Here is a 23,520-nt window from a genome sequence, read left to right as displayed (position 1 = left end):
GATGAAAAAAAACGTAACAGAGTTATACAATAAAATAGGTTATACATTTACTGATCAAGCGTTGCTTGAGCAGGCAATGACGCATCGCAGTCATAAAGGTCAACATAATGAACGCTTAGAGTTTTTGGGCGATTCAATTTTGAGTTTTGTGATTGCTAATGCGCTTTATAATAAATTTCCAAAAGCACGTGAAGGTGATTTAAGCCGTATGCGCTCGACCTTAGTGCGTGGACAAACCTTGGCTGAATTTGGCCTAGAATTTGGCTTGGGCGATTACTTACGCTTAGGCCCAGGTGAATTGAAAAGTGGCGGTTTTCGCCGCGAATCAACCCTTGCCGATGCTGTTGAAGCGATTATTGGCGCGGTGTTCTTAGACTCAAACATTGAACAATGTGGAGAGCTTATTTTAAGCTGGTATGAGTCTCGCCTTGATGCAATTTCGCCAGGTTTGAACCAAAAAGACCCGAAAACATTACTTCAAGAATACTTACAAGCGCGCAAACTATCGTTACCAGGCTACACTGTTATTGATACAAAGGGCCAAGCGCACAATCAAACATTCACGGTTGAATGTATTGTTGAAGGGATGGATAGCATTATCTCAGTGGGTAGCTCGCGTCGTAAAGCAGAGCAAAAAGCCGCTGAAAAAGCCTTAAAGATACTTAAAAATGAATCTTGATGATTTAATCTCTAAATCACCTGCAGAGCTAGATACACACTGCGGGATGATTGCCATTGTAGGCCGTCCAAATGTGGGCAAATCGACCTTACTTAACTACATTGTTGAGCAAAAGGTGTCGATTACTTCGCGTAAACCGCAAACTACACGTCACCGTATTATGGGTATTCATACCGAAGGTAAATACCAAGCAGTGTACGTCGACACTCCGGGTTTACACGTAGAAGAAAAGCGTGCCATTAACCGTTTAATGAACAGAGCAGCATCAAGTTCAATTGGTGATGTAGAACTGATCATTTTTGTGGTTGAAGGAACACACTGGAACGAAGACGATGAGATGGTACTTAACAAAGTACGCCAAAGTGGTCGTCCGGTGTTATTGGTAATGAATAAAATCGACCAAGTAAAAGATCGCGATCTTGTGCTGCCACACATGCAGTTCTTGGGCGAAAAGTTTGACTTTGTTGGTATTATTCCTGTTTCTGCTAAGCAGGGTAAAAATATTGAACTAATCAAAGCTGAAGTAACCAAGCGTCTTCCTCTTTGCGAGTTTTATTTCCCTGAGGACTACGTGACAGATCGCTCTATGCGATTCATGTCGGCAGAAGTTATCCGTGAAAAGCTGATGCGTTTTATGGGTGATGAGTTACCTTATTCTGTCACGGTAGAAATAGAACAGTTTAAATGGCTCGATAATGGTGTTTGGCAAATCAATGGCCTTATCTTGGTTGAGCGCGAAACACAAAAACGTATGGTGATCGGTAACAAGGGCGAAAAGCTAAAAGTTATCGGTCGTGAAGCGCGTAAAGACCTTGAAGAAATGCTTGATAACAAAGTGTTTTTAGAACTGTGGGTAAAAGTCAAATCTGGTTGGGCTGACGATGAACGTGCGCTACGTAGCCTTGGCTATGGTGAAGACTAAGTAAAGCTTACACGCCATGGATAGCGAATTCTACACAGCATACTTGCTGCATCGACGTCCTTTTAGTGACTCGCAAGTTATGCTTGATATGCTGGTAGAAGGCGTTGGTCAACTGAGAATGTTGGCTCGTATTAGTGGTCGCCAGGCCACTAAACATAAAGCTCAACTGCAACCTTTCCAATCTCTGCTTGTACAATACAGCGGTAAGTCTGATTTAAAATACATCACTCGTTTTGAGCCCCATGGCGGGCAAAGTATGTTAACTGGCACCCAGTTATATTGTGGTTTTTATTTGAACGAATTAACCAATCGTATCGTACCAATCAACGAGCCGATGGAAAGTGTTTATCATCTTTATAAACAGCATTTACACGAGTTGTCGACCACTAAAAGCCTGCAAGCGGTGCTGCGCTCATATGAGTTTCAACTGCTAGAGATGCTAGGTTACGGTGTTGATTTTAGCGTTGATGCGCAAGGGGATGAAATAAACGATGCAGCAAATTATCAGTACTTTGCTGAATACGGTTTTTTGTTGCATGACGACCCCCATAGTGGCTTTTCAGGAAAGCAATTAAATGCCATAGCGGCTCATGACTTTAGCGCCCCTGATGTGTTATATATGGCTAAGCAATTAAGTCGATACCTACTCAAGCCTTTACTTGGTAAAAAGCCATTAAAAAGCCGTGAGTTATTTATTAAGTAGGCTGATACTCAGCCTTGAATCGTTGTTTTAAACAGGTAAAAAAATGAAAGATATTCTTCTTGGTGTAAACGTTGATCACATTGCCACTTTACGCCAAGCGCGTGGCACGAGTTACCCAGATCCTGCGCATGCCGCTGCTGTTGCAGAGCATGCTGGTGCAGATGGTATCACCATTCATTTGCGTGAAGACCGTCGTCATATTCAAGATCGTGACGTATATGTGATGGCAAAAACGATTCAAACACGTATGAATCTTGAGATTGCAGTCACCGATGAAATGATCGACATCGCCCTTGAAGTGAAACCTGCTTATGTGTGTTTAGTGCCTGAAAAACGTGAAGAACTCACCACAGAAGGTGGCCTTGATGTTGTGGGTAACTTTGAAAAAGTAAAAGCTGCAACAGAAAAGCTGACAGCAGCAGGAATTAAGGTTTCGTTATTTATTGATGCCGACAACGCGCAGCTTGACGCTGCAAAAGCGTGTAATGCTCCTTACGTTGAAATTCACACAGGTGCTTATGCCGATGCAGAGAATGACGAAGAGCTTCACACTGAGCTTGAACGTATTCGTAGCGGCGTACAATATGCTGATAGCCTAGGTTTAATCGTTAATGCCGGCCATGGTCTTCATTATCACAATGTAAAACCCATTGCGGCAATGCCAGAAATCTATGAGTTAAACATTGGTCATGCAATTATTGCCCGTGCAGCGATCGATGGTTTAGAAAAAGCAGTAAGCGATATGAAACGTTTAATGATTGAAGCAAGACTTTAGCTGACGCTTTTAATAAGAGCCAGCAAATTTGAATACTGAACGCGGTGGAGATAATATCCGCCGCGTTTTTTATTTACTCAGGTAAACAATAAATTCTGAGAGGTAGGATGATAACAGTGGCGATAGGCAGAGTAGGGCCACTAAATATTGATGTTTTTTCTTAAAGCTTTTTAAAACATCATCATCTACGGCCGACAATTCACCTTTTTTAACTGAATGAAAAACCATCGAGTTAGGTTTTGCCTTCATCAAACGGGCTTGGCTTTCGTATGTTTGCCACTGCTCTGTGTAATTGGTTTTTACGTAATTATTAGCTTCTATACTTAGTTTTTTATAGCGGAAGAAAAACCAAGTGAGTGAAACAGCACTAAAGACGATAAGTAAGATAAAATACAAAGCAAGTTCCCTTTAATACTTCACTATGCGTGTACCCGTGGAATAAATAATATCTGAACTAGGGCATGAATAGTTAGGTTTTAGCTCTTTGCAAGATTGCTCAGGTGTGTCAAAACAAAAGTCAAAGCGAGTTTGGGTTTTCACCGCTTTATCAGTAATATTTTTCGCCAGCTCATTCCAGTGCCAATTAGTGATTACATCTTTTGCTGCGTCGGCAAATACAGAGTTAGTTGAGGTAACTACCTGAATATCTCTAATCTCATTTTGTGGCGTAATGACATACTCAATAGTTGCGCAACCTTCTTTTGCTTGGATAACTGCTTTTTTTGGGTATCTGGCAGGAAAGCGTTCAAGCTGTTGCCATTTTGCTGACTCCATTTCATTATAGCTAACAGCTAAATCCGCATACTCTAATTTTACTGGTTTTTCTTCGGTTGATGCGCAACCAAATACAAACAAACTGCTAGCTAGCATTAAATAGTTTTTCATTAATATATTCCTTTATATAATTTATTGAGTTTTTTTATCGTTATTGCTCAACCATACCTGCATCGCTTAACAAGTTATTAAGCTCATCAATTAACTCAAACAGTTCAGGCTCGATGTAATTTAAATCGCAATCGCCTTTTAATGCTGTTTCGAGAGTTTCGGCAAGTGATTTTAGTTTTGGTACGCCGGTATAACAACATGCGCCATGGAACTTGTGCACAATGCTAAGTACATGTTCGCAATCTTCTTTTTCTATAGCTTCATTGAGCAGGCGCAAGGTCTCCGGCACGCTCAGTAATAGCATGTTAAGCATTTCAAGTGCTAGTTCTTCTTTACCGCCTGCGCGTTGTAGTGCTAATTGCCAATCAAGACGAGCGCTTTCAAATGGTGGCTCCGAATGAACGGCAGCTGCTTTACTTCGCTCACGATTAATAGGTGATTGAGGGCTATGATCGCTGATGATTTGTTTTAGCATATCTTCATCGATAGGCTTGGTTAAGTAACCTTTAAAGCCATCTTTAAGCAGTTGCTCTTTTTCACCCGCCAAAGCGTGCGCTGTAACTGCAATGATAGGTGTATCTTCATTGAGTGATGATTCGCGAATAAGTTTACAAGCGGTAATACCATCCATGATTGGCATTTGAATATCCATAAATATTAAATCGTATTTATGGCTTTTGCTTAAGCTGTAGGCTTGAGAACCATTATGGGCGGTATCAATTAACTCAATTTGTTCTTCCAGAAGAGTACAAATAAGCTTTAAGTTAGCGTCATTGTCGTCAACGACCAACACTTTAAGTGGTAAAAGCTTTTCGTCACCCTGTTCAATATTATGTACTGGGTGGTCAAGGCGATAAGGTGCAGCCAATATTTCACACAGTTTACGGTGATTAAGCGGCTTGCTAAGGCATGCATCAGCACCACTACCGATAAATGCCTCACGCATATTATGCGACACTGTATTGAGCATAATATATAAATAATCAGTCGCAGGGCGAACTGCTTTCACGTAGCTTTTCAGTTGCTGCATATCATCTATTGTGGCGGTATGGCCAATAATACAGATGTCATAGCTGAAATCTTTATTGATCTCGTTTAAGAAACTTTCTTCATCTGTGCACGCAGTCACTCGCATTTGCCATTCATTCAATAACGACAATGTTGCTTGATGAGAGTGTTCATGCGGCTCTAAATAAAGCACGCGTTTATTAATTAAGGATTGAGTAGGTAAGTCGCTGGTAATTATATTGCTTGGTGTCCTAAATACCGCATTAAATGTAAAGCAGGTGCCATTGCCAGGAGCTGAGTTAAGCGTTATGCGACCGTTCATCGCTTCAACAATATGTTTAGTGATGATTAAACCAAGCCCAGTACCACCAAATTTACGAGTAATACTTGAGTCTGCTTGGCCAAATGGTGTGAATAACGCATCTTGTTTATCCATAGGAATACCTACACCTGTATCAGTCACTGAGACCAAAATTGAGGCGCGCTCTTCATCGAGCAAGCGGTAGCCAACATCTACTTTAATCGACCCTTTTTCAGTGAATTTAATCGCGTTACTCAACAAGTTTATTAAGATTTGTTTAAAGCGAGTCGGGTCACCGGTCAGGTTATCAGGCACTTGTGGATGAATAAAAATTGATAGCTCAAGTTGCTTTTCATGAGCGCTCGGTGCCAATAAAGTTAAAACTTCATTGATATTGTCACGCAGCTGGAATTGCATTGATTCTAGCTCCATGGCACCGGCTTCTAATTTAGAAAAGTCCAAAATATCACTAATAATGGTCAATAAACTGTTGGCCGACAGCTCAATGGTATCAAGATAATCTTTTTGATGCTTATTTAGCGGGGTTTTATAAAGCTGGCGTGTAAAACCAATTACACCATTTAAAGGCGTACGTAATTCATGACTCATCTTGGCTAAGAAGTCTGATTTTACTCGGTTAGCATCTTGCGCGTCTTTTTTGGCGATACTTAACTGGATATTTTGGGTTTCGTACTGTTCGAGTGTTTCGCGGTAATCAGAGGTTGCTTGGTCAATGTGTTTTTGCATTTCGTCACGTTGCATGACCATGGTTTGCGAAATCGTATTAAGGCCTTCTCTGAGTAACTCAAACTCTCCAAACATTTTTTTATCAAGACCGGTATCTACTTTACCTTCTATTAACCTGTCGGTAGCAAGTACTAACTTATTCAGTGGTTGAACAAACATACGGGTAAGTCTAAATGCCAAAATAGTCGCCAGTACTAAGGCTAAAATAATGACAATGCCACTTATAAGCAGTGCGCGTTGCTGACCAATGATAGCCTGTTGTTTGTTGAGCATGATAACCACAGTTCCCAATGAAGCTTGGTAACTATGGTGGTTCCAAATCGAATCTTGGCGACTATGATTAACAATGGCAGTTTTAAACGTTAAGTAGTGCTCTGAATTTTTGACAATAATACCGTCTAGTGACGCTGAGTTATCGGTTATAAACTCTTTGAACTCACTTTGATATTTACTAAAAATGACAAGCTCATTGTTCTCATCAAAAATAGCAATTGATTGAATAGCAGGGGAGTGCTTGTTATGGGTATGACTAACTAGGCGTGTTAATAGCGGTTTATCACGCTTGAGCAAGGGTTGTTCAACCGCTATAGCCAGCGGCTCAATTATTGTCACACCTTGTTGATATAAAATTTCATCGAGCTCAATGTAACGATTTATTGTAAAATAACCGCCCAGCAACAAGCCTATGATCACAGTCGGTATTAAAGTGAGAGTTAAGACTGAGTCACGTAAGCCAAATTTAGTCATAAAGAATGTTGTTATCATTATTATCGTTGTTTAAGAGTATATACTTACTTCTGCTTTATCAATAATTAAGGTGTTGCCCAATGGCACAGATTTTCAAAGCCAAAAAGAAATCCGTTTCACAAAAAATGCTAACCCTGTCTGTCACCGCTATGGATCATCAAGGTCGAGGCGTTGCTAAACAAGGGAGTAAAGTTTGTTTTGTTAATGGTGCTTTGCCGGGCGAAGAAGTAAAAGCACTGTTGATAGAAGATAAGGCACGTTTTGCCTGTGCTGATTGTAAAAAAGTGCTATCAGCCTCAGAGCATAGGGTTACTCCTTTTTGCCAACATTATCAGGTATGCGGTGGTTGTCAGTTACAACACCTCGATGCAAAACAACAGCTCGTAGAAAAGCAAGCAGCGGTAAGTCAGTTGTTTAGTAAATTTGCCAAAGCTGATAACTTAAACTGGCAAGCGCCTTTACTGAGTGATGAGCATCATTATCGTCGCTCTGCGCGTATTGCAGTAATGCACGACAAATCCGCCAAAAAAATGCGTGTAGGTTATCGAGCTCAAGGCTCTAAGCAATTGGTGAGTATTGAAAACTGCGATGTGCTTACAAGCACTTTCAAAGAAGTATTTGCTGTGTTTGATGTTCTTATCAACAGTCATTCAGGTCTAGGTAGTATTAGCCACTTACAATTATGCGAAGCTGATAACGCGGCTTTTGTGGTTGTTAGGCATACTAAGGCAATTAATAACGAGTTAAAAACAATCGTAGAATCAGCGTGTAATGAATACAGCTGGTGCGTGGTATGGCAATCACAAAGTGGTGAAATTAATCACAGTGATTTCCCTATGCCGTACTACCAGATACCAGCTTATGATTTACGCTTTGAGTTTGGTCTTGAAAACTTTATTCAAGTTAACCCGCAAGTGAACCAAGCGATGCTGCATCAAGCAAAAGAGTGGTTAGAACTTCAAGGTAGTGAACAAGTGTTGGATTTATTTTGCGGCATTGGTAACTTTTCACTATTAATGGCAAAGTATGCTAAATATGTTATTGGTGTTGAAGGTGTTGATTCTGCGGTTGCATTAGCCAAACAAAATGCGCAAACTAACTCTTTGTCGAATACCGATTTTTACTGTTTTGATTTAACACAGCCAATGAAATCAGCAGCTTGGTTTAGTGATGATTTTGATGTGTTAGTCCTTGACCCGTCACGCACTGGGGCGATGGCCATTTTAGAGCAGTTACCACTAACCCAGTTTAAAACGATTTTATACGTCTCTTGTGATCCTGTTACTTTAGCCCGTGACAGTGCGATTATTTTACAAGCAGGCTTTAGCATTAAGAAAATAGGGCTAATGAATATGTTCCCGCATACCGGGCATATTGAAACGATGGCGTTATTTCACAGGAGGTAAAGCGCACTATGGTAGCCACTAGACAGTCACATCAGCTTACAAAGCCGAGTGATTTTGCCAGCCGTATCGAGCTGTTAGCGCTAACAGAAGATAAACAAATCCTATTAAAGCAGGCTCATGATTTGTGCCAGCATTGTGACGATGCAAAACGTGAAAATACCGCAATCGAAATGGTGGAAATTTTAGCCGAGCTGAACTTAGACGCTGATTCGCTGGCAACCGCATTTTTGACCCCTTACTTTTTAGCCGAAAAAATCTCAATTGAGACAGTCACCGAAAAGTTAGGTAATCACGTTGCGTTATTACTGACCGGCGTAAGCCAAATGGCCACCATTAGTACCTTAGCCCATCAAGGTAAAGGTACAGTACAAATCGATAATATCCGCCGTATGCTATTAGCCATGGTTGAAGATGTGCGCGCCGTGGTGATTAAACTCGCAGAACAAGTATGTCACTTGCGTGATGTTAAAGACGCCAGTGAAGAAGAGCGCGTTATTGCCGCCAAAGAAACACGTGATATTTTTGCTCCGCTGGCTAACCGTTTAGGGATTGGTCAACTTAAGTGGGAGCTTGAAGACTTATCGTTCCGTTATTTGCACCCAGATACCTATAAAAACATTGCAAAACAGCTTGATGATAAGCGCCTTGCTCGTGAAGCTTACATGGAAAATATGGTTGCTTTAGTAAAGTCAAAACTAGCTGAAGCAGGCATTGAAGGTGAAGTGTATGGCCGTCCTAAGCATATCTACAGCATTTATAAAAAAATGGCGCAGAAAAACTACGAGTTTGATCAGCTTTTTGATATTCGTGCTATGCGTATTGTGGTGGAACGCTTGCAAGACTGTTACGCCGCATTAGGTATTGTGCATACCAATTGGCGTCATTTGAATAAAGAATTTGATGATTACATCGCAACACCTAAGCAAAACGGCTATCAGTCAATCCATACCGTGGTTTTTGGCCCTGAAGGTAAAACCGTCGAAATTCAAATTCGTACTAGCGAAATGCATCAAGATGCAGAGTTAGGTGTAGCTGCGCACTGGATGTATAAAGAGGGAGCGCTACCTGGGCGAGGTTCGGGCTATGAACAAAAAATTAGCTGGTTGCGCAAACTACTGCAATGGCAAGAAGAAGTTGTTGATGGCAGTGACTTAGCCGAAGAGCTTAAAAACCAAGTAGTAGAAGACCGCGTTTATGTGTTCACACCCAAAGGAGATATTTATGATTTACCACTGGGTGCGACACCGCTTGATTTTGCCTATTACATTCACTCAAATGTAGGTCACCGCTGTATTGGTGCAAAAGTGTTTGGCAAGATTGTGCCTTTCACTTACCAGTTAAGTACCGGGGATCAGGTTGAAATTTTAACTCAAAAGCAGGCCAACCCAAGTCGTGATTGGTTAAATCCATCACTAGGTTATATCAAGTCGTCACGAGCACGCTCTAAAATACATCATTGGTTTAAGCAACTAGACCGAGATAAAAATTTAAGCGCGGGTAAAGAAATTTTAGAGACTGAGCTACAAAAGTTAGATCTAACAACTAAAGATCTGGCGCCAGCAATCGAGCGCTTTAATTTGCGTGGCCTTGAAGATTTAATGGTAGCTGTTGGTGCTGGGGATGTTCGTTTAAATCAGTTATTAAACTTTATTAGTGACCGTGATGATGACGAGCCACAAATTAAGTTTAAAAAGCCGAAAAGTGTCACCGGCGATAAAAACGGTATCGTTGTTGATGGGGTAGGTAGTTTAATGAGCCACGTAGCAAAATGCTGCCGACCTGTGCCAGGCGATGAAATTATTGGTTATATCACCCAAGGTCGAGGGATTGCGGTTCACCGTGAAGATTGTGATTCGTTCGAAAAACTACGTGATAAACACCCAGAGCGAGTGATATCAGTAAGCTGGTCAGACGATGTAAATGGCTCGTACTCATTAACTATTAAAGTTGAAGCCACCGATCGTTCTGGGCTAATTCGAGATATCAGCTCAGTACTTGCAAACGAAAAAGTAAATGTGCTGAACATGAACGTTAACACGGTTGAAGATAAGCAACTTGCACTGTTTTCAATGCAGGTTGAAGTTCATGACTTATCAAGCACCAACCGCTTATTGTCGAAGTTACACCAAATTGAAGGTGTCCATGAAGCAAAGCGTGGTCATTCGTAATGAGTGATAAACATGCCATTGAGCAGTCGCTAGCGATTATGGCCAAACTACGGGACCCAGAATCTGGGTGCCCGTGGGATTTAAAACAAGATTTTAAATCGATTGTGCCGCACACCCTTGAAGAAGCTTACGAAGTAGCAGACTGCATTGAAAAAGGTGAGCTTACTGAGCTTAAAAGTGAGCTTGGCGATTTACTGTTTCAAGTTATTTTTTATGCTCAGCTTGCTAAAGAGCAGGGGTTATTTGATTTTGCCGATGTGGCTAATACGCTTAATGATAAATTAGTGCGTCGTCATCCCCATGTCTTTGCAGAGCAAAGTGCTCTCTCGGATGCTGAACTTTCAGCTCAGTGGCAGGCTATAAAAGCACAAGAGCGAGCAGAAAAATCAGCCTCACCACAAATGAGCCTTTGGCAAGATATACCTGATGCGATGCCGGGACTGTCAAAAGCGAAGAAAATTCAACAGCGTGTGGCAAGCCTAGGGTTTGATTGGCCAAGCTATCATGGGGCACTTGATAAAGTTGCAGAAGAAGTAGACGAAGTAAAAGAAGCGCTGGCTCATGATCCACATTCTGAGCACAGCGCCGAAGAAATTGGCGATTTACTGTTTGCTACGGTCAATGTAGCGCGTCATATCAAGCGCGATCCAGAGCAATTATTACGAAGTGCCAATGCTAAGTTCGCGTCACGCTTTGAAAAAGTAGCCGCTTATTTACAGGAGCGTGGCCAAAGTTTAGAAACGGCTAGTCTTGAAGAAATGGACAACGCATGGGAAGCCATTAAAAAGCAGTTAAAATGAGTGTGTTGTAGAACAGGTTGGGTACAGTATGGTTAAGCTCGTTTTTTGTGCACTTATTTGCTAATTTTATCTGGATTGATAGCAGTGCCTTTGCTACAATATCGCCCCGTCTTGATTCTATATTATTCCTTTTAATTCCTGATATTCTAGGGTTCGCATGAGTACAAAATTTATCTTCGTAACTGGCGGGGTTGTTTCTTCGTTGGGTAAGGGTATTGCAGCAGCGTCATTAGCCGCTATTTTAGAAGCACGTGGTCTTAACGTGACTATTTTAAAGCTGGATCCTTACATTAACGTTGACCCAGGCACTATGAGCCCAATTCAGCACGGTGAAGTATTTGTAACTGAAGACGGTGCAGAGACTGACCTTGACTTAGGTCACTATGAGCGTTTCATCCGTACCAAGATGACTAGCCGCAACAACTTCACACAAGGTCGTGTTTATGAAGATGTATTACGACGTGAGCGTCGTGGTGAGTACCTTGGTGCAACAATTCAGGTTATTCCACACATCACAAACGACATTAAGCAACGTGTATACGACGGTGCTGAAGGTCGCGATGTAGCAATCGTTGAAATTGGCGGTACAGTTGGTGACATCGAGTCACAACCATTCTTAGAAGCAATTCGTCAGCTTGGCACTGAAATTGGCCGTGAGCGCGCATTGTTTATCCATCTAACGCTTGTGCCATTCTTAGGCCCTGCAGGTGAAGTTAAAACTAAGCCAACACAACATTCTGTAAAAGAATTACGTTCGATTGGTATCCAACCAGATATCTTAATCTGTCGTTCTGATCGTAAACTACCAAATAACGAGCGCGCGAAAATCGCACTTTTCACTAACGTTGAAGAGAAAGCTGTTATTTCATTACCAGACGTAGAAAGCATCTATAAGATCCCAGCGTTACTTAAGTCACAAGAATTAGATAACTTCGTATGTCGTCGTTTCTATCTTGAGTGCCCAGAAGCAGATTTATCTGAGTGGGAACAAGTGTTATATCAAGAGTCTAACCCAACAGGTGAAGTGACAATTGGTATGGTTGGTAAATACATCGAACTACCAGATGCGTATAAATCAGTAAACGAAGCATTAAAGCATGCAGGTCTGAAAAACCGTTTAACCGTGAACATCGAATACGTTGATTCACAAGACTTAGAAAGCAAAGGTACTGAGTTACTTTCTCACCTTGACGCTATCTTAGTACCAGGTGGCTTCGGCGGTCGTGGTGTTGAAGGTAAGATCTTAGCGGCTAAATATGCACGTGAAAACAAAGTTCCTTACTTAGGCATTTGTTTAGGTATGCAAGTAGCGCTTATTGAATATGCGCGTAACGTTGCAGGCCTTGAAGATGCAAACTCAACCGAGTTTAACGCTAAATCTGCACATCCTGTGGTTGGTCTAATCACAGAGTGGCAAGATGCTGACGGTAACGTTGAAGTGCGTGATGAGCAATCTGACTTAGGTGGTACTATGCGTTTAGGCGCACAGAAGTGTCATTTAACACCAGGCTCTAAAGTAAGCGAAGTGTACGGTAGCGACGAGATTGTTGAACGTCACCGTCACCGTTACGAAGTGAATAATCACTACGTAGAGCAGCTTGAAAAAGCAGGCTTAAGTTTCACTGGTTTATCTGAAGATAAGAAATTAGTCGAAATTATCGAGAATAAAGATCACCCTTGGTTTATTGCCGCGCAATTCCACCCGGAATTCACGTCAACACCACGTGATGGTCACCCGCTATTTGAAGGGTTTGTCGCAGCTGCACACACTCACCAAAAAGCGTCATCGTAATTTTAATAGGCCGTGCTTTATGCACGGCTTATTTGTTTTAATAAGCCAATGGCATTAAGGATAATTAATAAAATTGGCACTAACTCACCATTTTCGGGAAAAGAGGAATCAAGATGTCAGAAATCGTAAAAGTGATTGGTCGCGAAATCATGGACTCGCGTGGTAACCCAACTGTTGAAGCTGATGTACATTTAGCTGATGGTTCATGGGGCCGTGCTGCAGCACCGTCTGGTGCATCAACAGGTACTCGCGAAGCGCTTGAATTACGTGATGGTGATAAAGCACGTTACCTAGGTAAAGGTGTTTTAAAAGCAGTAGGCTATATCAACAACGAAATCGCTGAAGCGCTTAAAGGTCAAAACGCAGTTGATCAAAAAGCGGTTGACCAAGTAATGCTTGACTTAGATGGTACTGAAAACAAAGAAAAACTAGGTGCTAACGCTATCTTAGCTGTGTCTTTAGCAACAGCTAAAGCGGCTGCAAACTCAAAAGGCGTTGAGCTTTATGAGCACATTGCAGACCTTAACGGCACACCAGGTGTTTACTCAATGCCATTACCTATGATGAACATCATCAATGGTGGTGAGCACGCTGATAACTCTGTTGATATTCAAGAATTCATGATCCAGCCAGTTGGCGCTAAAAACTTCCGTGAAGCGTTACGTATGGGCGCTGAAGTATTCCACAGCCTAGCAAAAGTACTTAAAGCTGAAGGTCACTCTACATCAGTTGGTGACGAAGGTGGTTTTGCTCCTAACCTTGAGTCAAACGAAGCGGCACTTGCAGCAATTAAAGTAGCTGTTGCAAATGCAGGTTACGAGCTTGGTAAAGACATCACGCTAGCATTAGACTGTGCGGCATCTGAGTTCTACGACAAAGAAGCTAATATCTATGACCTTAAAGGCGAAGGTAAAAAATTTACTTCTGAAGAGTTTAACCACTTCCTTAAAGATCTGACAGAGCAATACCCAATTGTTTCAATTGAAGATGGCTTAGACGAGTCTGATTGGGATGGTTTTGCTCACCAAACAAAACTTATTGGCGACAAAGTACAATTAGTTGGTGATGACCTTTTCGTAACTAACACGAAGATCTTAAAGCGTGGTATTGATAACGGTATTGCTAACTCAATCCTTATCAAGTTCAACCAAATCGGTTCATTAACTGAAACGCTTGCTGCTATCAAGATGGCTAAAGATGCTGGCTTCACAGCTGTTATCTCACACCGTTCAGGTGAAACAGAAGATGCAACAATTGCTGATTTAGCAGTAGGTACTGCGGCAGGTCAAATCAAAACGGGTTCATTAAGCCGTTCTGACCGTATTGCTAAGTACAACCAATTACTTCGCATTGAAGAAGTACTAGGTGAAAAAGCACCTTACAATGGTCTTAAAGAAGTTAAAGGTCAGTAATTTGGCTTAGCTCATTGAGACTTTAAAAACCTCCTACGGGAGGTTTTTTTATAGCTGAAATTGCTGTTTTAGGATCTCGCCGGTGAAGCTTGTTTTTAGATAAAAGCCGCGAGGTAAGGTTTGTACTATCTGGCCATTCGGGCCAATTGCATCAGTTAGCGCTTTGCTATTGGCAGCTTTTGGCCTTATTTGCATTACATCACCTAAGTGCCCCGAAATTTCATCTACGCGACCAAGGGCGATTAGCTCCATTTGTTCTTCCCAATCACGCTGTAAAAGGGCATCTTGCTCTGCGCTTGGCTGCCATAAAAAGCCGCTGCCTATGGTACGGTGAAAAGGCAGTATTTCGCGTTCGCCTAAAATCGGTAACCATAAAACATGATTTAATTTTTTACGAACCGTACTTTGCTGCCAAGTCATCCCTGTAACATTTAATAGCGGCGTAACTGACACAAAGGTTGTTTCGAGTGGTTTGCCTTTAAACGAAATAGGCAGTGTTTTTAATTCAATTCCTAACTCTTCAAAATCAGGTGTTGGTTTTGAGCCTGCTGTTGCGCCAAGCACATATTCGATAAGTTGCCCTGTCCAGCCTTTTTCACGCAGTAAATCGTCAGGTGTTTTAAATTGGTATTGCTCAGCTAATTGCCCAAGGGTAAGGCCGGCAATAGCATCAACACGTTGCATTAATTCGTTTACTGAGGCTGGTTTTATTGGTCGCATAAGGCGTTTATTTGATTGTCTAATTAACCGGTTCATGATAGCAAATGCGCGCCTTAGTGGATATCTTTGTGTTTGGGTGTTTTTTGCGCATGTTAAGTGTGAGCTAAAAATAACCAGTGGAATATGTGGGCTTGATTGTATAACCAGTTGAAATTTATATGTTTTAGTTGTTTTGTTGCGTTGTGCTTCGATATTAAGTGATTAGTTGTTTGTATAAATACAGATATATAAACATGTTTATCCACAGTTTCTGTGGAGAAAGTGGATATTTCAACTGTGGATTGTGGATTTGTTTGCAAATTAGGCATGTTTTATAAAAGTTATGCACAAGCTGTGGGTAAGATGGTAAAAAAGAGGTTGTAAATAGTTATTTTATTCAAACAGCGTATTTTTATCAAAATAGCTTTGTAACACCTTGATTAAATGGGCGTGTTAAATGAGTTATTTTAAATCTCCTTTATGCTTGGGTGTAAAGTGTTTGCTGTATCGCGGGTTATGTGGAACAATCAATAAAAATCGACTTACAAATGAGGCACTAAGGTGATTGATGCCGAAGGTTTTCGTGCCAATGTCGGAATTGTAATTTGCAATAATCAGGGACAAGTATTTTGGGCTCGTCGTTATGGTCAACACTCTTGGCAATTTCCCCAAGGTGGTGTGGACGATGGTGAAACAGCAGAGCAAACCATGTACAGAGAATTACACGAAGAAGTGGGCTTGCTTCCTGAAGACGTCGAGATCGTCGCAAGTTCAAAACATTGGTTACGCTATAAACTACCCAAACGTTTAATTCGCAGAGACTCAAGTCCTGTGTGTATTGGGCAAAAACAAAAATGGTTTTTACTGAAACTTCGTTGTAAAGATGAAGATGTAGATTTACTTAAAACTCATCACCCCGAGTTTGATGATTGGCGATGGGTGAGTTATTGGTATCCGGTTAGGCAAGTTGTTTCGTTTAAGCGCGATGTATATCGTCGAGTAATGAAAGAGTTTGCTCCGTTTGCAATGCCGTTTAATAAACGAGAGCAACAAAAAGATCATTGGCGACAAAAACGATAAGGCCTGCCTTATCTAAATTATAGGAGCAGCATCATGTTAGCCACGCTCAGATCAATTGCTGAGGCAGTGTCGCAACAGGCGGACTTAAACAGTGCGCTAGCGTGTTTTGTGCAAATGGTAAAAGATGCCATGCAAACACAGTGCTGCTCGATTTATTTTGCAGATTACAGTCAAGACAACTTTGTATTGATGGCCACCCAAGGCCTCAACCCAGATGCGGTTGGAAAGTTTCGTATAGGCTTTACTGAAGGTCTCGTTGGGCTTGTTGCGCAGCGTGAAGAGCCTATCAATATTGCTTTTGCAAAGTCACACCCTCGCTTTAAACTCTCGCCAGAAGTTAATGAAGAAGGCTATAACGCGTTTTTATCAGTGCCAGTCGTGCACCAAAAAAAGGTTTTAGGCGTTATTGTTGTTCAACAAAAATTAGCGCGGGTTTTTAGCCCTGACGAAGAGTCATTTTTAATTACGCTTTCGGCACAACTTGCTTCTCAGCTAGCCCATGCAGAAATAAAAGAGTTACTAAGGCTAGATGATTTTGCCCATCAGACTTCGGTACTTAAAGGAGTATCGAGTGCACCAGGCATAGCGATAGGCGAAGCCTTCGTGGTGATCCCAAAGCTAGATTTTACGTCTATTGAATTACAAAAAGATGATGACATCAGCGCTCAGCGTAAGTTATTCACTCAAGCTGTTGCTGCGACGCGTAACGAGTTTAATACTTTATCGATGACACTTAGCGATTCAATACCTCAAGAAGCGCTTGCTGTATTTGATGTGTACCAACAATTACTTGATGCCAAAAGTCTAGGACAAAATGTTGAAGCCCAGCTTCAACAGGGGTGGAGTGCTAAAAGTGCACTTAAAATTGTAATCGAAAAGCTTGTTTCACAGTTTAATGCCATGCAAGACCCATACATCAAAGAACGTGCCGTTGATGTTAAGGATATCGGCTTGCGGGTTTTACATCACTTAGTGAATACCGAACATGCAGCAAAGCCTTACCCTAAAGATACTATTTTAATTGCCAGTACGCTGACACCAGCAATGCTTGCAGAAGTGCCAAAAGGGCATTTAGCAGGGGTGGTGAGTGTGAACGGGGCTGCGAACAGCCATGCTTCAATTTTAACCCGCGCGATGGGGATCCCAGCTATTTGGGGTATTGAAGATGTGCCGTTATTGCAGTTTGAAGGCAAACCAATGATTTTAGACGCCTATGCGGGGCGTTTATATATTTCTCCTTCGCAAGTGTTACACGAAGAATATAGCCAACTTAAATACCAAGAAACGCTATTAAATGATCGCTTTTTTGCAGAGCAAAGTTTAGAAGCTGTAACGCGTGATGGTGAGCACATTAGCTTACTACTTAATGCAGGCCTTGAGTTAAACACCGAGCATGATAATAAACCTTTCTGCGACGGTGTTGGGCTTTATCGTACTGAAGCTTGGTTTATGCAAAAAGGCCAGTTTCCTTCCCAATCTGATCAAGAAACTTGGTACCGCGAAGTACTAACCAGCTACCACCCGAACCCTGTGGTGATGCGTACTTTAGATATTGGTGGCGATAAAGTATTAGACTACTTCAACATAACAGAAGAAAACCCGTTTTTAGGTTGGCGCGGTATACGCGTTACTCTTGATCACCCAGAGCTATTTTTAGATCAACTTAGAGCCATGTTAAAAGCGAATATTGGTTTAGGTAATCTAAAAATAATGCTGCCGATGATCAGTGGTTCAGAAGAAGTTGATGAATCATTAAAGCTGCTTGAACAAGCATACTTTGAATTAAGTGAGCAATATCCAGAGCAAGCTATTGAACGCCCAGAAGTCGGGGTGATGCTTGAGGTTCCTTCAAGTGTATTTATGCTCGAAGAGTGGTCACAAAAAGTCGATTTTTGCTCAGTGGGTAGTAATGATTTAACCCAATATATGCTCGCAGTTGACCGTTCTAATGCTCGCGTTGCCGAGTTGTTTAATCCATACCATCCTAGTGTGCTGCGGGTGTTGTTAAAAATTGCCCAAGAGTGTCATCAACATGAACTGCCATTTAGTTTATGTGGTGAGTTAGGCGGCGACCCAGAAGGCGCACTACTGCTCATTGCTATGGGTTATCGAAGCTTGAGTATGAACTATTCATCAATTAGTAAAATTAAGTTTGTGCTCAGACGTTTAAATGTCAGTGATATGGAAAAGTTACTTGCAGAGTGTTTAATGCAGCCAACGGCAAAACACGTACTTAGATTAACGCGCAACTTCATGATAGAGCATCAACTGGGTGAATTATTTTACACCCCTAGCCAAGGGCAATCATGAGGTCAAATTGTGCTGTGAAGCTCCTATACCCAAGCCACCTCAAGATGTGAAACGCCCAAAGGGTTGGTTTAAAAGCGATTTATACTGCGTTATTGATTTTAACAATAGAACCACTATTACTTGCAATCAATGCCTTGCCTAAATCGCTTTTAATTCCAACTGAAACTCGCATCTTGAGGTGGTTTGGGTATATATATTAGTTTAGTATATGTATATAACAAACTGAATATTTGAGTGTGCTATGCATGACGTAATACTTTTAATGGTGTACTGCGCAATTTTAGGAAGCGTAGTGGGGTTTTTAGCCGGGTTGCTTGGGATTGGCGGTGGACTAATTATTGTTCCTGTTCTTAGTGCGCTATTAGTGTCGTTTAATGTTGCCGACCCAAGTCATGTATTAGTTATCGCGATAGCAACCTCGTTAGCATCCATTATTTTTACCTCGACTTCTTCAGCCCTTGCTCATCATCGCAATGCTAATGTTCCTTGGCAAATTGCCCCTTGGGTGATGACTGGAGTTGGGCTTGGCGCATTGATCAGTGGCTTTGCAGCAAGCTTTATTCCTGAACAATTATTACGTTTTGTATTTGCTGGCAGTGTGGTGTTTATTGCGCTCAGAATGGTGTTATCAACTCGGGCTAAAGCGGCTAGTGAAAAACCATTACCTTCAGGCCCCATTTTAGGCTTTTTATGTGCCATAATGGGGGCTTTATCAGGACTTATTGGTATTGGTGGTGGTGCTTTAATTGTGCCGTTACTGCATTATTTTTCTGTTGATATTAAAAAGGCCATTGGTTGTGCTGCTGCATGTGGTATTGTCATTGCGCTGTTTGGTTCAGTGGGCTATGTCTCTGCTGGATGGCAATTAACATCTTTTAGTGATGGATTTGCCGGATTTGTATATTTACCTGCTTTAGTGGGGATTGTGGTTACCTCGTCGCTGATTGCACCAATAGGTGCTAAAGCAACGCATTACTTGCCAGTGGCAACAATAAAAAAAGTATTTGCGCTCTTACTTGTCATAATTGCGCTTAAAATGGTGTTCAGTTAAAGGTTTTTATTTATATGGCTCTTCAATTTCCAGATATCGATCCGGTTATTTTTTCGGTAGGCCCGCTCAGCGTACGTTGGTACGGTTTAATGTATTTAATTGGTTTTGCTTTGGCTATGTGGCTTGCTAATCGCCAAGCAGAAAAACCAAACTCAGGTTGGACAAAAGAACAAGTAAGTGACCTGCTATTTTACGGCATGCTCGGGGTAATACTCGGTGGTCGTATTGGTTATGTATTGTTTTATCAGTTTAGTTATTTTATTGAAAACCCGCTTTATTTATTCAGAATTGACCAAGGCGGCATGTCTTTCCATGGTGGTACGCTAGGTGTTATTACAGCAATAGCTATATTTGCGTGGACACGTAAAAAGTCATTGTTTGAAGTCGGCGACTTTGTTGTACCTTTAGTGCCGCTTGGCCTACTTGCAGGGCGTATAGGTAACTTTATCAATGGTGAATTATGGGGCCGAGTAACTGATGTGCCATGGGCGTTTATCTTCCCTACAGGTGGTCCAGAGCCTCGTCATCCATCACAATTATACGAAGCCTTTTTAGAAGGTTTAGTGCTGTTTTTAATCTTACAATGGTTTATTAAAAAGCCACGTCCAGCGGGCAGTGTTGCTGGGGTGTTCTTACTTGGTTATGGTGTGTTTAGATTTATTGTTGAATACTTCCGTGAGCCAGATGCTCATTTAGGTTTATTCGCAGGCGTTATTTCAATGGGACAAATCTTATCATTGCCAATGGTCATCGGTGGCCTTGGTTTGTTAATATGGGCCTATAAAAAGCCGCAACACAGCGTGGCAAGCAAAGCATAACAAGAGCTAATCAATGAAACAGTATTTAGATTTATGTCAACGCATCGTTGATGAAGGTGTGTGGGTTGAAAATAAGCGCACTGGCACCAAATGTTTAACCGTTATTAATGCCGATCTTGAGTATGATGTGGCAAACAATAAGTTTCCACTGATCACTACACGCAAGAGCTTTTATAAGGCTGCAATCGCAGAGTTACTTGGTTACTTGCGTGGTTACGATAGCGCTGCACAGTTTCGTGAAATTGGCTGCATGACTTGGAATGCAAACGCTAACGAGAATAAGGCTTGGCTCGAAAACCCCCATCGTCGCGGCGAAGACGACATGGGTCGTGTATATGGTGTGCAAGGCCGCAGTTGGCAACGCCCTGATGGCAGCCACCTTGATCAGCTAAAAAAGGTTATTGATAACTTATCAAAAGGTATTGATGATCGCGGTGAGATCATCACTTTTTATAACCCTGGTGAGTTTGAGCTGGGCTGTTTACGCCCTTGCATGCACACTCATACCTTTTCTTTGTTGGGTGATACTCTATACTTAACATCATATCAACGCAGCTGTGATGTGCCGCTAGGCTTAAACTTTAATCAAATACAATGCTTTGTGTTACTTGCTTTAGTTGCACAAATCACTGGGCACAAACCGGGCAAGGCATACCATAAAATTGCTAATGCGCATATTTACGAAAATCAACTGGAGTTGATGCGTGATGTGCAGCTTAAGCGTGAGCCTTTCGCGTCGCCAGAATTAAAAATAAACCCAAATATTAAATCACTAGAAGACATTGAAACCTGGGTTACAAAAGACGATTTTGAAGTAGTAGGTTATCAGTGTCACGATGCAATTAAGTATCCGTTTTCAGTGTAAGAACAATAAAATTTAAGGAGAAATCAATGAAAGCTGTGATCCCAGTTGCTGGCCTTGGCACGCGAATGTTACCTGCAACGAAAGCGATTCCAAAAGAAATGTTGCCTATTGTCGACCGTCCTTTGATTCAATACGTAGTGAATGAAGCGATTTCGGCTGGTATTAAAGAAATTGTTTTAGTTACCCATTCAAGTAAAAACTCAATTGAAAACCATTTTGACACGAGCTTCGAGTTAGAAGCGACTCTTGAGAAGCGTGTTAAACGCCAATTACTTGCTGAGGTACAATCAATTTGCCCTAAAGATGTAACCATCATTCATGTTCGTCAGGGTGAAGCGAAAGGGCTAGGTCATGCTATCAACTGTGCAGCTCCGATTATTGGTAATGAGCCATTTGTGGTTATTTTACCTGATGTGATCATTGATGATGTAGCAAGCGATCTTAAAAAAGACAACTTAGCAGAAATGATCCAACGCTTTGAAAAAACAGGTGAGAGCCAAATTATGGTCGAGCCTGTGCCAAAAAACGAAGTAGACAAATTTGGTGTTGTTGACCTAGGCGATGCAAAAATTCAGCAAGGCGAAAGTGCAGCTATTTTAAACATGGTTGAGAAACCGCCAGTTGATCAGGCTCCTTCAAACCTTGCGGTTGTTGGCCGTTACGTATTAAGCAAAAATATTTGGCCACTACTTGCAAAAACTCCAGCAGGTGCCGGCGATGAAATTCAATTAACTGACGCTATTGCTATGTTGATGGAAAAAGAAATTGTTGATGCTTATTCAATGAAAGGCAAAAGCCATGATTGTGGTAGCAAGATTGGCTACTTAAAAGCAATTGTTGAATTTGCGCTTCGCAGAGAAGAATTTAAAGATGAATTAAGCGACTTTATTAAATCGCTTGTTAAATAGTTAAGCTATCTAATTAAAAATAATATAAAAAGTGCCTATACGGCACTTTTTTTATGTTTATTTACCTTCCTAATTTTTTGTTCATTATGCAAATAATGACTTTTCTGATATACCTTTGTCCTAACACATTGTTATGATTGAATGTAATTAAAATGTTTCATTGCATATTGGTTGATAATTTATTCTACTCAAGTGTTGAAACCTAGCTCATTGCATTATTTGCCATTTTAGGACGTAGACTTGAAGTGGATGTTTTTTCATGGCCGCTTTTTGAAACGCTAAATAAAAAACAATGTGTTAGTATTTTTATTTGATACCTAAAATGATCTTATTCGCCTTGGTGTACAGGTAAGTGCTAACAGCGAGTCTTCTTGAATGAGAAGAAATTTTTTATGGTATGTTTAAGAACTCTGATTATGAAATGTTGTGTGAAGCCTTTACGTTACAGTATATGCCTAGTGGCGTGTTTGACTGTGTCAGGTTGCAATAATACGACAACCTCTTTTCTTTCCCCTAAACAATGGCCCTTATTGCACCTTGTGCAATTGTTGAGTCAAAATATTATAAAAGTAGATAGCTCTCCCTCTTTCGTTAACCAACACGCAGCGCTTGAAACAGTTCCTGCTGGTTCATTGAATAGCACGTTAATTGAGCAACCGTTTAAACATGAATATGCCTTTGCTGTGCAGCTTGCATCGGTTCAATCAAAGCCATTACTCGCTTATTCTGTTAAAAAAATGACCAAGCGTGCTCCCAATATTTTTCAAGGTGAGCCTATTTTAAATATTGAAACCGCTACTGTTGAGCAACACACGTTTTATCGTCTTAAATATGGTGGTTACAAGTATTTTAAAAACGCACAAGCAGACTGCGAAGCCATAAAACGTCAAGGGATCGATTGCTTCGTAAGCAAGTACACGGATAATCGCGTTTACTTTTAATGTAATTCTTTTTAACTGGGTTGGCATTTTGTTTGCTAGAATTTATGCCTATTTTTTAGAGTTGACGATTACATGATTTTTTTTACTCTTCTTAGGCATTTGTTCATTATCTTAAGTTTATCAACTTTGGCAGCGTGTATGATGACGCAAGAGCAAGATGAGCCTGTTTACACTAAGCAGCAAGTGCAACCTGAGCTTGCTACTGACAATAATCAAGCTGCAGGTGTGCAGCTGGGGCTATATTTGTCAGTGAATAAAGTGAGTCATCAAGTATTGAAGCTAAAACATGATTATCCTAATGCTTTACAAGGGCTTAGTTTTCGCTTTAAACAGCGTGATCAAAAGGGAGTCACTTTGTATGCGCTGCGTGCAGGACCATTTAAAAACTACAGCCAGGCCAGCGCTTTTTGTGAGATTGCTAAAAAAATGGGTCAGTCATGTGTAACTGCAACATTTGTTGGCGAGATGCTTTAGCTATTGCTTTTTGTATTAAATAATAATCG

General features: G+C 41.2%; 21 protein-coding genes. 17 read left to right on the top strand and 4 right to left on the bottom strand.

All coding sequences use genetic code 11. The features are described 5' to 3' along the window. Window position 1: 1 nt before the first annotated feature. Genes rnc through pdxJ form a run of 4 tightly spaced genes read left to right on the top strand, consistent with a single transcriptional unit; the run spans window position 2 to window position 3,079 of the window. Complete coding sequence (gene rnc, locus NH454_RS01945; protein WP_135923791.1) at window positions 2-679, top strand: ribonuclease III; 678 nt, start codon at window positions 2-4, stop codon at window positions 677-679. Then, window positions 669-1,601, top strand: coding sequence for a GTPase Era (gene era, locus NH454_RS01940; protein WP_135923792.1), 933 nt, complete (start codon window positions 669-671; stop codon window positions 1,599-1,601). The genes rnc and era overlap by 11 nt, the downstream gene beginning before the upstream one ends. A 16-nt stretch (window positions 1,602-1,617) precedes the next feature. Then, entirely contained in the window at window positions 1,618-2,304 is a 687-nt protein-coding gene (recO, locus tag NH454_RS01935) for a DNA repair protein RecO (protein WP_135923793.1), read from the top strand. A 43-nt stretch (window positions 2,305-2,347) separates the two neighbouring features. Continuing rightward, window positions 2,348-3,079, top strand: coding sequence for a pyridoxine 5'-phosphate synthase (gene pdxJ / locus NH454_RS01930; RefSeq protein ID WP_054554340.1), 732 nt, complete (start codon window positions 2,348-2,350; stop codon window positions 3,077-3,079). 69 nt (window positions 3,080-3,148) lie between these two features. On the opposite strand, the gene NH454_RS01925 is transcribed toward pdxJ, so the two are convergent. Genes NH454_RS01925 through barA form a run of 3 tightly spaced genes read right to left on the bottom strand, consistent with a single transcriptional unit; the run spans window position 3,149 to window position 6,767 of the window. Then, window positions 3,149-3,475, bottom strand: coding sequence for a hypothetical protein (locus NH454_RS01925; protein WP_235382532.1), 327 nt, complete (start codon window positions 3,473-3,475; stop codon window positions 3,149-3,151). Between the two features lie 12 nt (window positions 3,476-3,487). Further along, entirely contained in the window at window positions 3,488-3,964 is a 477-nt protein-coding gene (locus tag NH454_RS01920; protein ID WP_235382533.1) for an energy transducer TonB, read from the bottom strand. 40 nt (window positions 3,965-4,004) lie between these two features. After that, window positions 4,005-6,767, bottom strand: a complete 2,763-nt coding sequence (barA, locus tag NH454_RS01915) for a two-component sensor histidine kinase BarA (RefSeq protein ID WP_235382560.1) — start codon at window positions 6,765-6,767, stop codon at window positions 4,005-4,007. Between the two features lie 80 nt (window positions 6,768-6,847). Here barA and rlmD point away from each other — a divergent pair, with 80 nt between their 5' ends. The 5 genes from rlmD (at window position 6,848) to eno (ending at window position 14,345) form a co-directional block, all read left to right on the top strand. Next, window positions 6,848-8,173, top strand: a complete 1,326-nt coding sequence (gene rlmD / locus NH454_RS01910) for a 23S rRNA (uracil(1939)-C(5))-methyltransferase RlmD (protein WP_235382534.1) — start codon at window positions 6,848-6,850, stop codon at window positions 8,171-8,173. An 8-nt stretch (window positions 8,174-8,181) separates the two neighbouring features. Beyond that, window positions 8,182-10,341: a GTP diphosphokinase gene (gene relA, locus NH454_RS01905; RefSeq protein WP_135923796.1), complete on the top strand. Its 2,160-nt coding sequence runs from the start codon at window positions 8,182-8,184 to the stop codon at window positions 10,339-10,341. Further along, a complete protein-coding gene (gene mazG, locus NH454_RS01900; protein ID WP_235382535.1) occupies window positions 10,341-11,141 on the top strand; it encodes a nucleoside triphosphate pyrophosphohydrolase in 801 nt (266 codons plus the stop codon). The genes relA and mazG overlap by 1 nt, the downstream gene beginning before the upstream one ends. Window positions 11,142-11,298: 157 nt before the next feature. Continuing rightward, a complete protein-coding gene (locus NH454_RS01895) occupies window positions 11,299-12,933 on the top strand; it encodes a CTP synthase (RefSeq protein WP_063529466.1) in 1,635 nt (544 codons plus the stop codon). Window positions 12,934-13,046: 113 nt separating this feature from the next. Further along, window positions 13,047-14,345 carry a phosphopyruvate hydratase gene (gene eno / locus NH454_RS01890; RefSeq protein ID WP_138557317.1) on the top strand — a complete coding sequence of 433 codons (1,299 nt, stop codon included), beginning with the start codon at window positions 13,047-13,049 and terminating at the stop codon, window positions 14,343-14,345. A gap of 48 nt (window positions 14,346-14,393) precedes the next feature. On the opposite strand, the gene mutH is transcribed toward eno, so the two are convergent. Continuing rightward, entirely contained in the window at window positions 14,394-15,065 is a 672-nt protein-coding gene (gene mutH / locus NH454_RS01885; protein ID WP_063707194.1) for a DNA mismatch repair endonuclease MutH, read from the bottom strand. A 540-nt stretch (window positions 15,066-15,605) separates the two neighbouring features. On the opposite strand from mutH, the gene rppH reads away from it, so the two are divergent. The 8 genes from rppH to NH454_RS01845 all read left to right on the top strand — a co-directional run bounded on the left by rppH (window position 15,606) and on the right by NH454_RS01845 (window position 23,491). Next, window positions 15,606-16,124, top strand: coding sequence for an RNA pyrophosphohydrolase (rppH, locus tag NH454_RS01880; RefSeq protein ID WP_138557318.1), 519 nt, complete (start codon window positions 15,606-15,608; stop codon window positions 16,122-16,124). 33 nt (window positions 16,125-16,157) lie between these two features. Continuing rightward, window positions 16,158-18,434, top strand: a complete 2,277-nt coding sequence (gene ptsP, locus NH454_RS01875) for a phosphoenolpyruvate--protein phosphotransferase (protein ID WP_138557319.1) — start codon at window positions 16,158-16,160, stop codon at window positions 18,432-18,434. 241 nt (window positions 18,435-18,675) lie between these two features. Continuing rightward, window positions 18,676-19,485, top strand: coding sequence for a sulfite exporter TauE/SafE family protein (locus tag NH454_RS01870; protein WP_135923800.1), 810 nt, complete (start codon window positions 18,676-18,678; stop codon window positions 19,483-19,485). Window positions 19,486-19,499: 14 nt separating this feature from the next. Beyond that, entirely contained in the window at window positions 19,500-20,303 is an 804-nt protein-coding gene (gene lgt, locus NH454_RS01865; protein WP_130052128.1) for a prolipoprotein diacylglyceryl transferase, read from the top strand. Window positions 20,304-20,316: 13 nt separating this feature from the next. Beyond that, entirely contained in the window at window positions 20,317-21,168 is an 852-nt protein-coding gene (locus NH454_RS01860; protein WP_135923801.1) for a thymidylate synthase, read from the top strand. 26 nt (window positions 21,169-21,194) lie between these two features. Next, window positions 21,195-22,076, top strand: coding sequence for a UTP--glucose-1-phosphate uridylyltransferase GalU (galU, locus tag NH454_RS01855; RefSeq protein WP_135923802.1), 882 nt, complete (start codon window positions 21,195-21,197; stop codon window positions 22,074-22,076). Between the two features lie 548 nt (window positions 22,077-22,624). Next, a complete protein-coding gene (locus NH454_RS01850) occupies window positions 22,625-23,017 on the top strand; it encodes an SPOR domain-containing protein (protein ID WP_168246716.1) in 393 nt (130 codons plus the stop codon). A 138-nt stretch (window positions 23,018-23,155) separates the two neighbouring features. After that, the gene (locus tag NH454_RS01845; RefSeq protein ID WP_168246717.1) at window positions 23,156-23,491 is read left to right on the top strand and encodes an SPOR domain-containing protein; all 336 of its coding nucleotides are present in this window, start codon (window positions 23,156-23,158) and stop codon (window positions 23,489-23,491) included. The last annotated feature ends 29 nt before the right edge of the window (window positions 23,492-23,520 follow it).

This window comes from Pseudoalteromonas sp. Ps84H-4, assembly GCF_024124645.1.
Taxonomy (GTDB): domain Bacteria; phylum Pseudomonadota; class Gammaproteobacteria; order Enterobacterales; family Alteromonadaceae; genus Pseudoalteromonas; species Pseudoalteromonas lipolytica_C.
This window is presented reverse-complemented; position numbering and strand designations above follow the sequence as displayed.

Excerpts from the sequence above, each read along its gene's own strand:
- lgt (WP_130052128.1), top strand. The coding sequence starts at position 19,500 with ATGGCTCTTCAATTTCCAGATATCGATCCGGTTATTTTTTCGGTAGGC.
- mazG (WP_235382535.1), top strand. The coding sequence starts at position 10,341 with ATGAGTGATAAACATGCCATTGAGCAGTCGCTAGCGATTATGGCCAAA.
- barA (WP_235382560.1), bottom strand. The coding sequence starts at position 6,767 with ATGACTAAATTTGGCTTACGTGACTCAGTCTTAACTCTCACTTTAATA.
- era (WP_135923792.1), top strand. The coding sequence starts at position 669 with ATGAATCTTGATGATTTAATCTCTAAATCACCTGCAGAGCTAGATACA.
- rlmD (WP_235382534.1), top strand. The coding sequence starts at position 6,848 with ATGGCACAGATTTTCAAAGCCAAAAAGAAATCCGTTTCACAAAAAATG.
- eno (WP_138557317.1), top strand. The coding sequence starts at position 13,047 with ATGTCAGAAATCGTAAAAGTGATTGGTCGCGAAATCATGGACTCGCGT.
- galU (WP_135923802.1), top strand. The coding sequence starts at position 21,195 with ATGAAAGCTGTGATCCCAGTTGCTGGCCTTGGCACGCGAATGTTACCT.
- ptsP (WP_138557319.1), top strand. The coding sequence starts at position 16,158 with ATGTTAGCCACGCTCAGATCAATTGCTGAGGCAGTGTCGCAACAGGCG.
- NH454_RS01870 (WP_135923800.1), top strand. The coding sequence starts at position 18,676 with ATGCATGACGTAATACTTTTAATGGTGTACTGCGCAATTTTAGGAAGC.
- NH454_RS01860 (WP_135923801.1), top strand. The coding sequence starts at position 20,317 with ATGAAACAGTATTTAGATTTATGTCAACGCATCGTTGATGAAGGTGTG.
- NH454_RS01920 (WP_235382533.1), bottom strand. The coding sequence starts at position 3,964 with ATGAAAAACTATTTAATGCTAGCTAGCAGTTTGTTTGTATTTGGTTGC.
- pdxJ (WP_054554340.1), top strand. The coding sequence starts at position 2,348 with ATGAAAGATATTCTTCTTGGTGTAAACGTTGATCACATTGCCACTTTA.
- rnc (WP_135923791.1), top strand. The coding sequence starts at position 2 with ATGAAAAAAAACGTAACAGAGTTATACAATAAAATAGGTTATACATTT.
- relA (WP_135923796.1), top strand. The coding sequence starts at position 8,182 with ATGGTAGCCACTAGACAGTCACATCAGCTTACAAAGCCGAGTGATTTT.
- NH454_RS01845 (WP_168246717.1), top strand. The coding sequence starts at position 23,156 with ATGATGACGCAAGAGCAAGATGAGCCTGTTTACACTAAGCAGCAAGTG.
- recO (WP_135923793.1), top strand. The coding sequence starts at position 1,618 with ATGGATAGCGAATTCTACACAGCATACTTGCTGCATCGACGTCCTTTT.
- mutH (WP_063707194.1), bottom strand. The coding sequence starts at position 15,065 with ATGCGACCAATAAAACCAGCCTCAGTAAACGAATTAATGCAACGTGTT.
- NH454_RS01895 (WP_063529466.1), top strand. The coding sequence starts at position 11,299 with ATGAGTACAAAATTTATCTTCGTAACTGGCGGGGTTGTTTCTTCGTTG.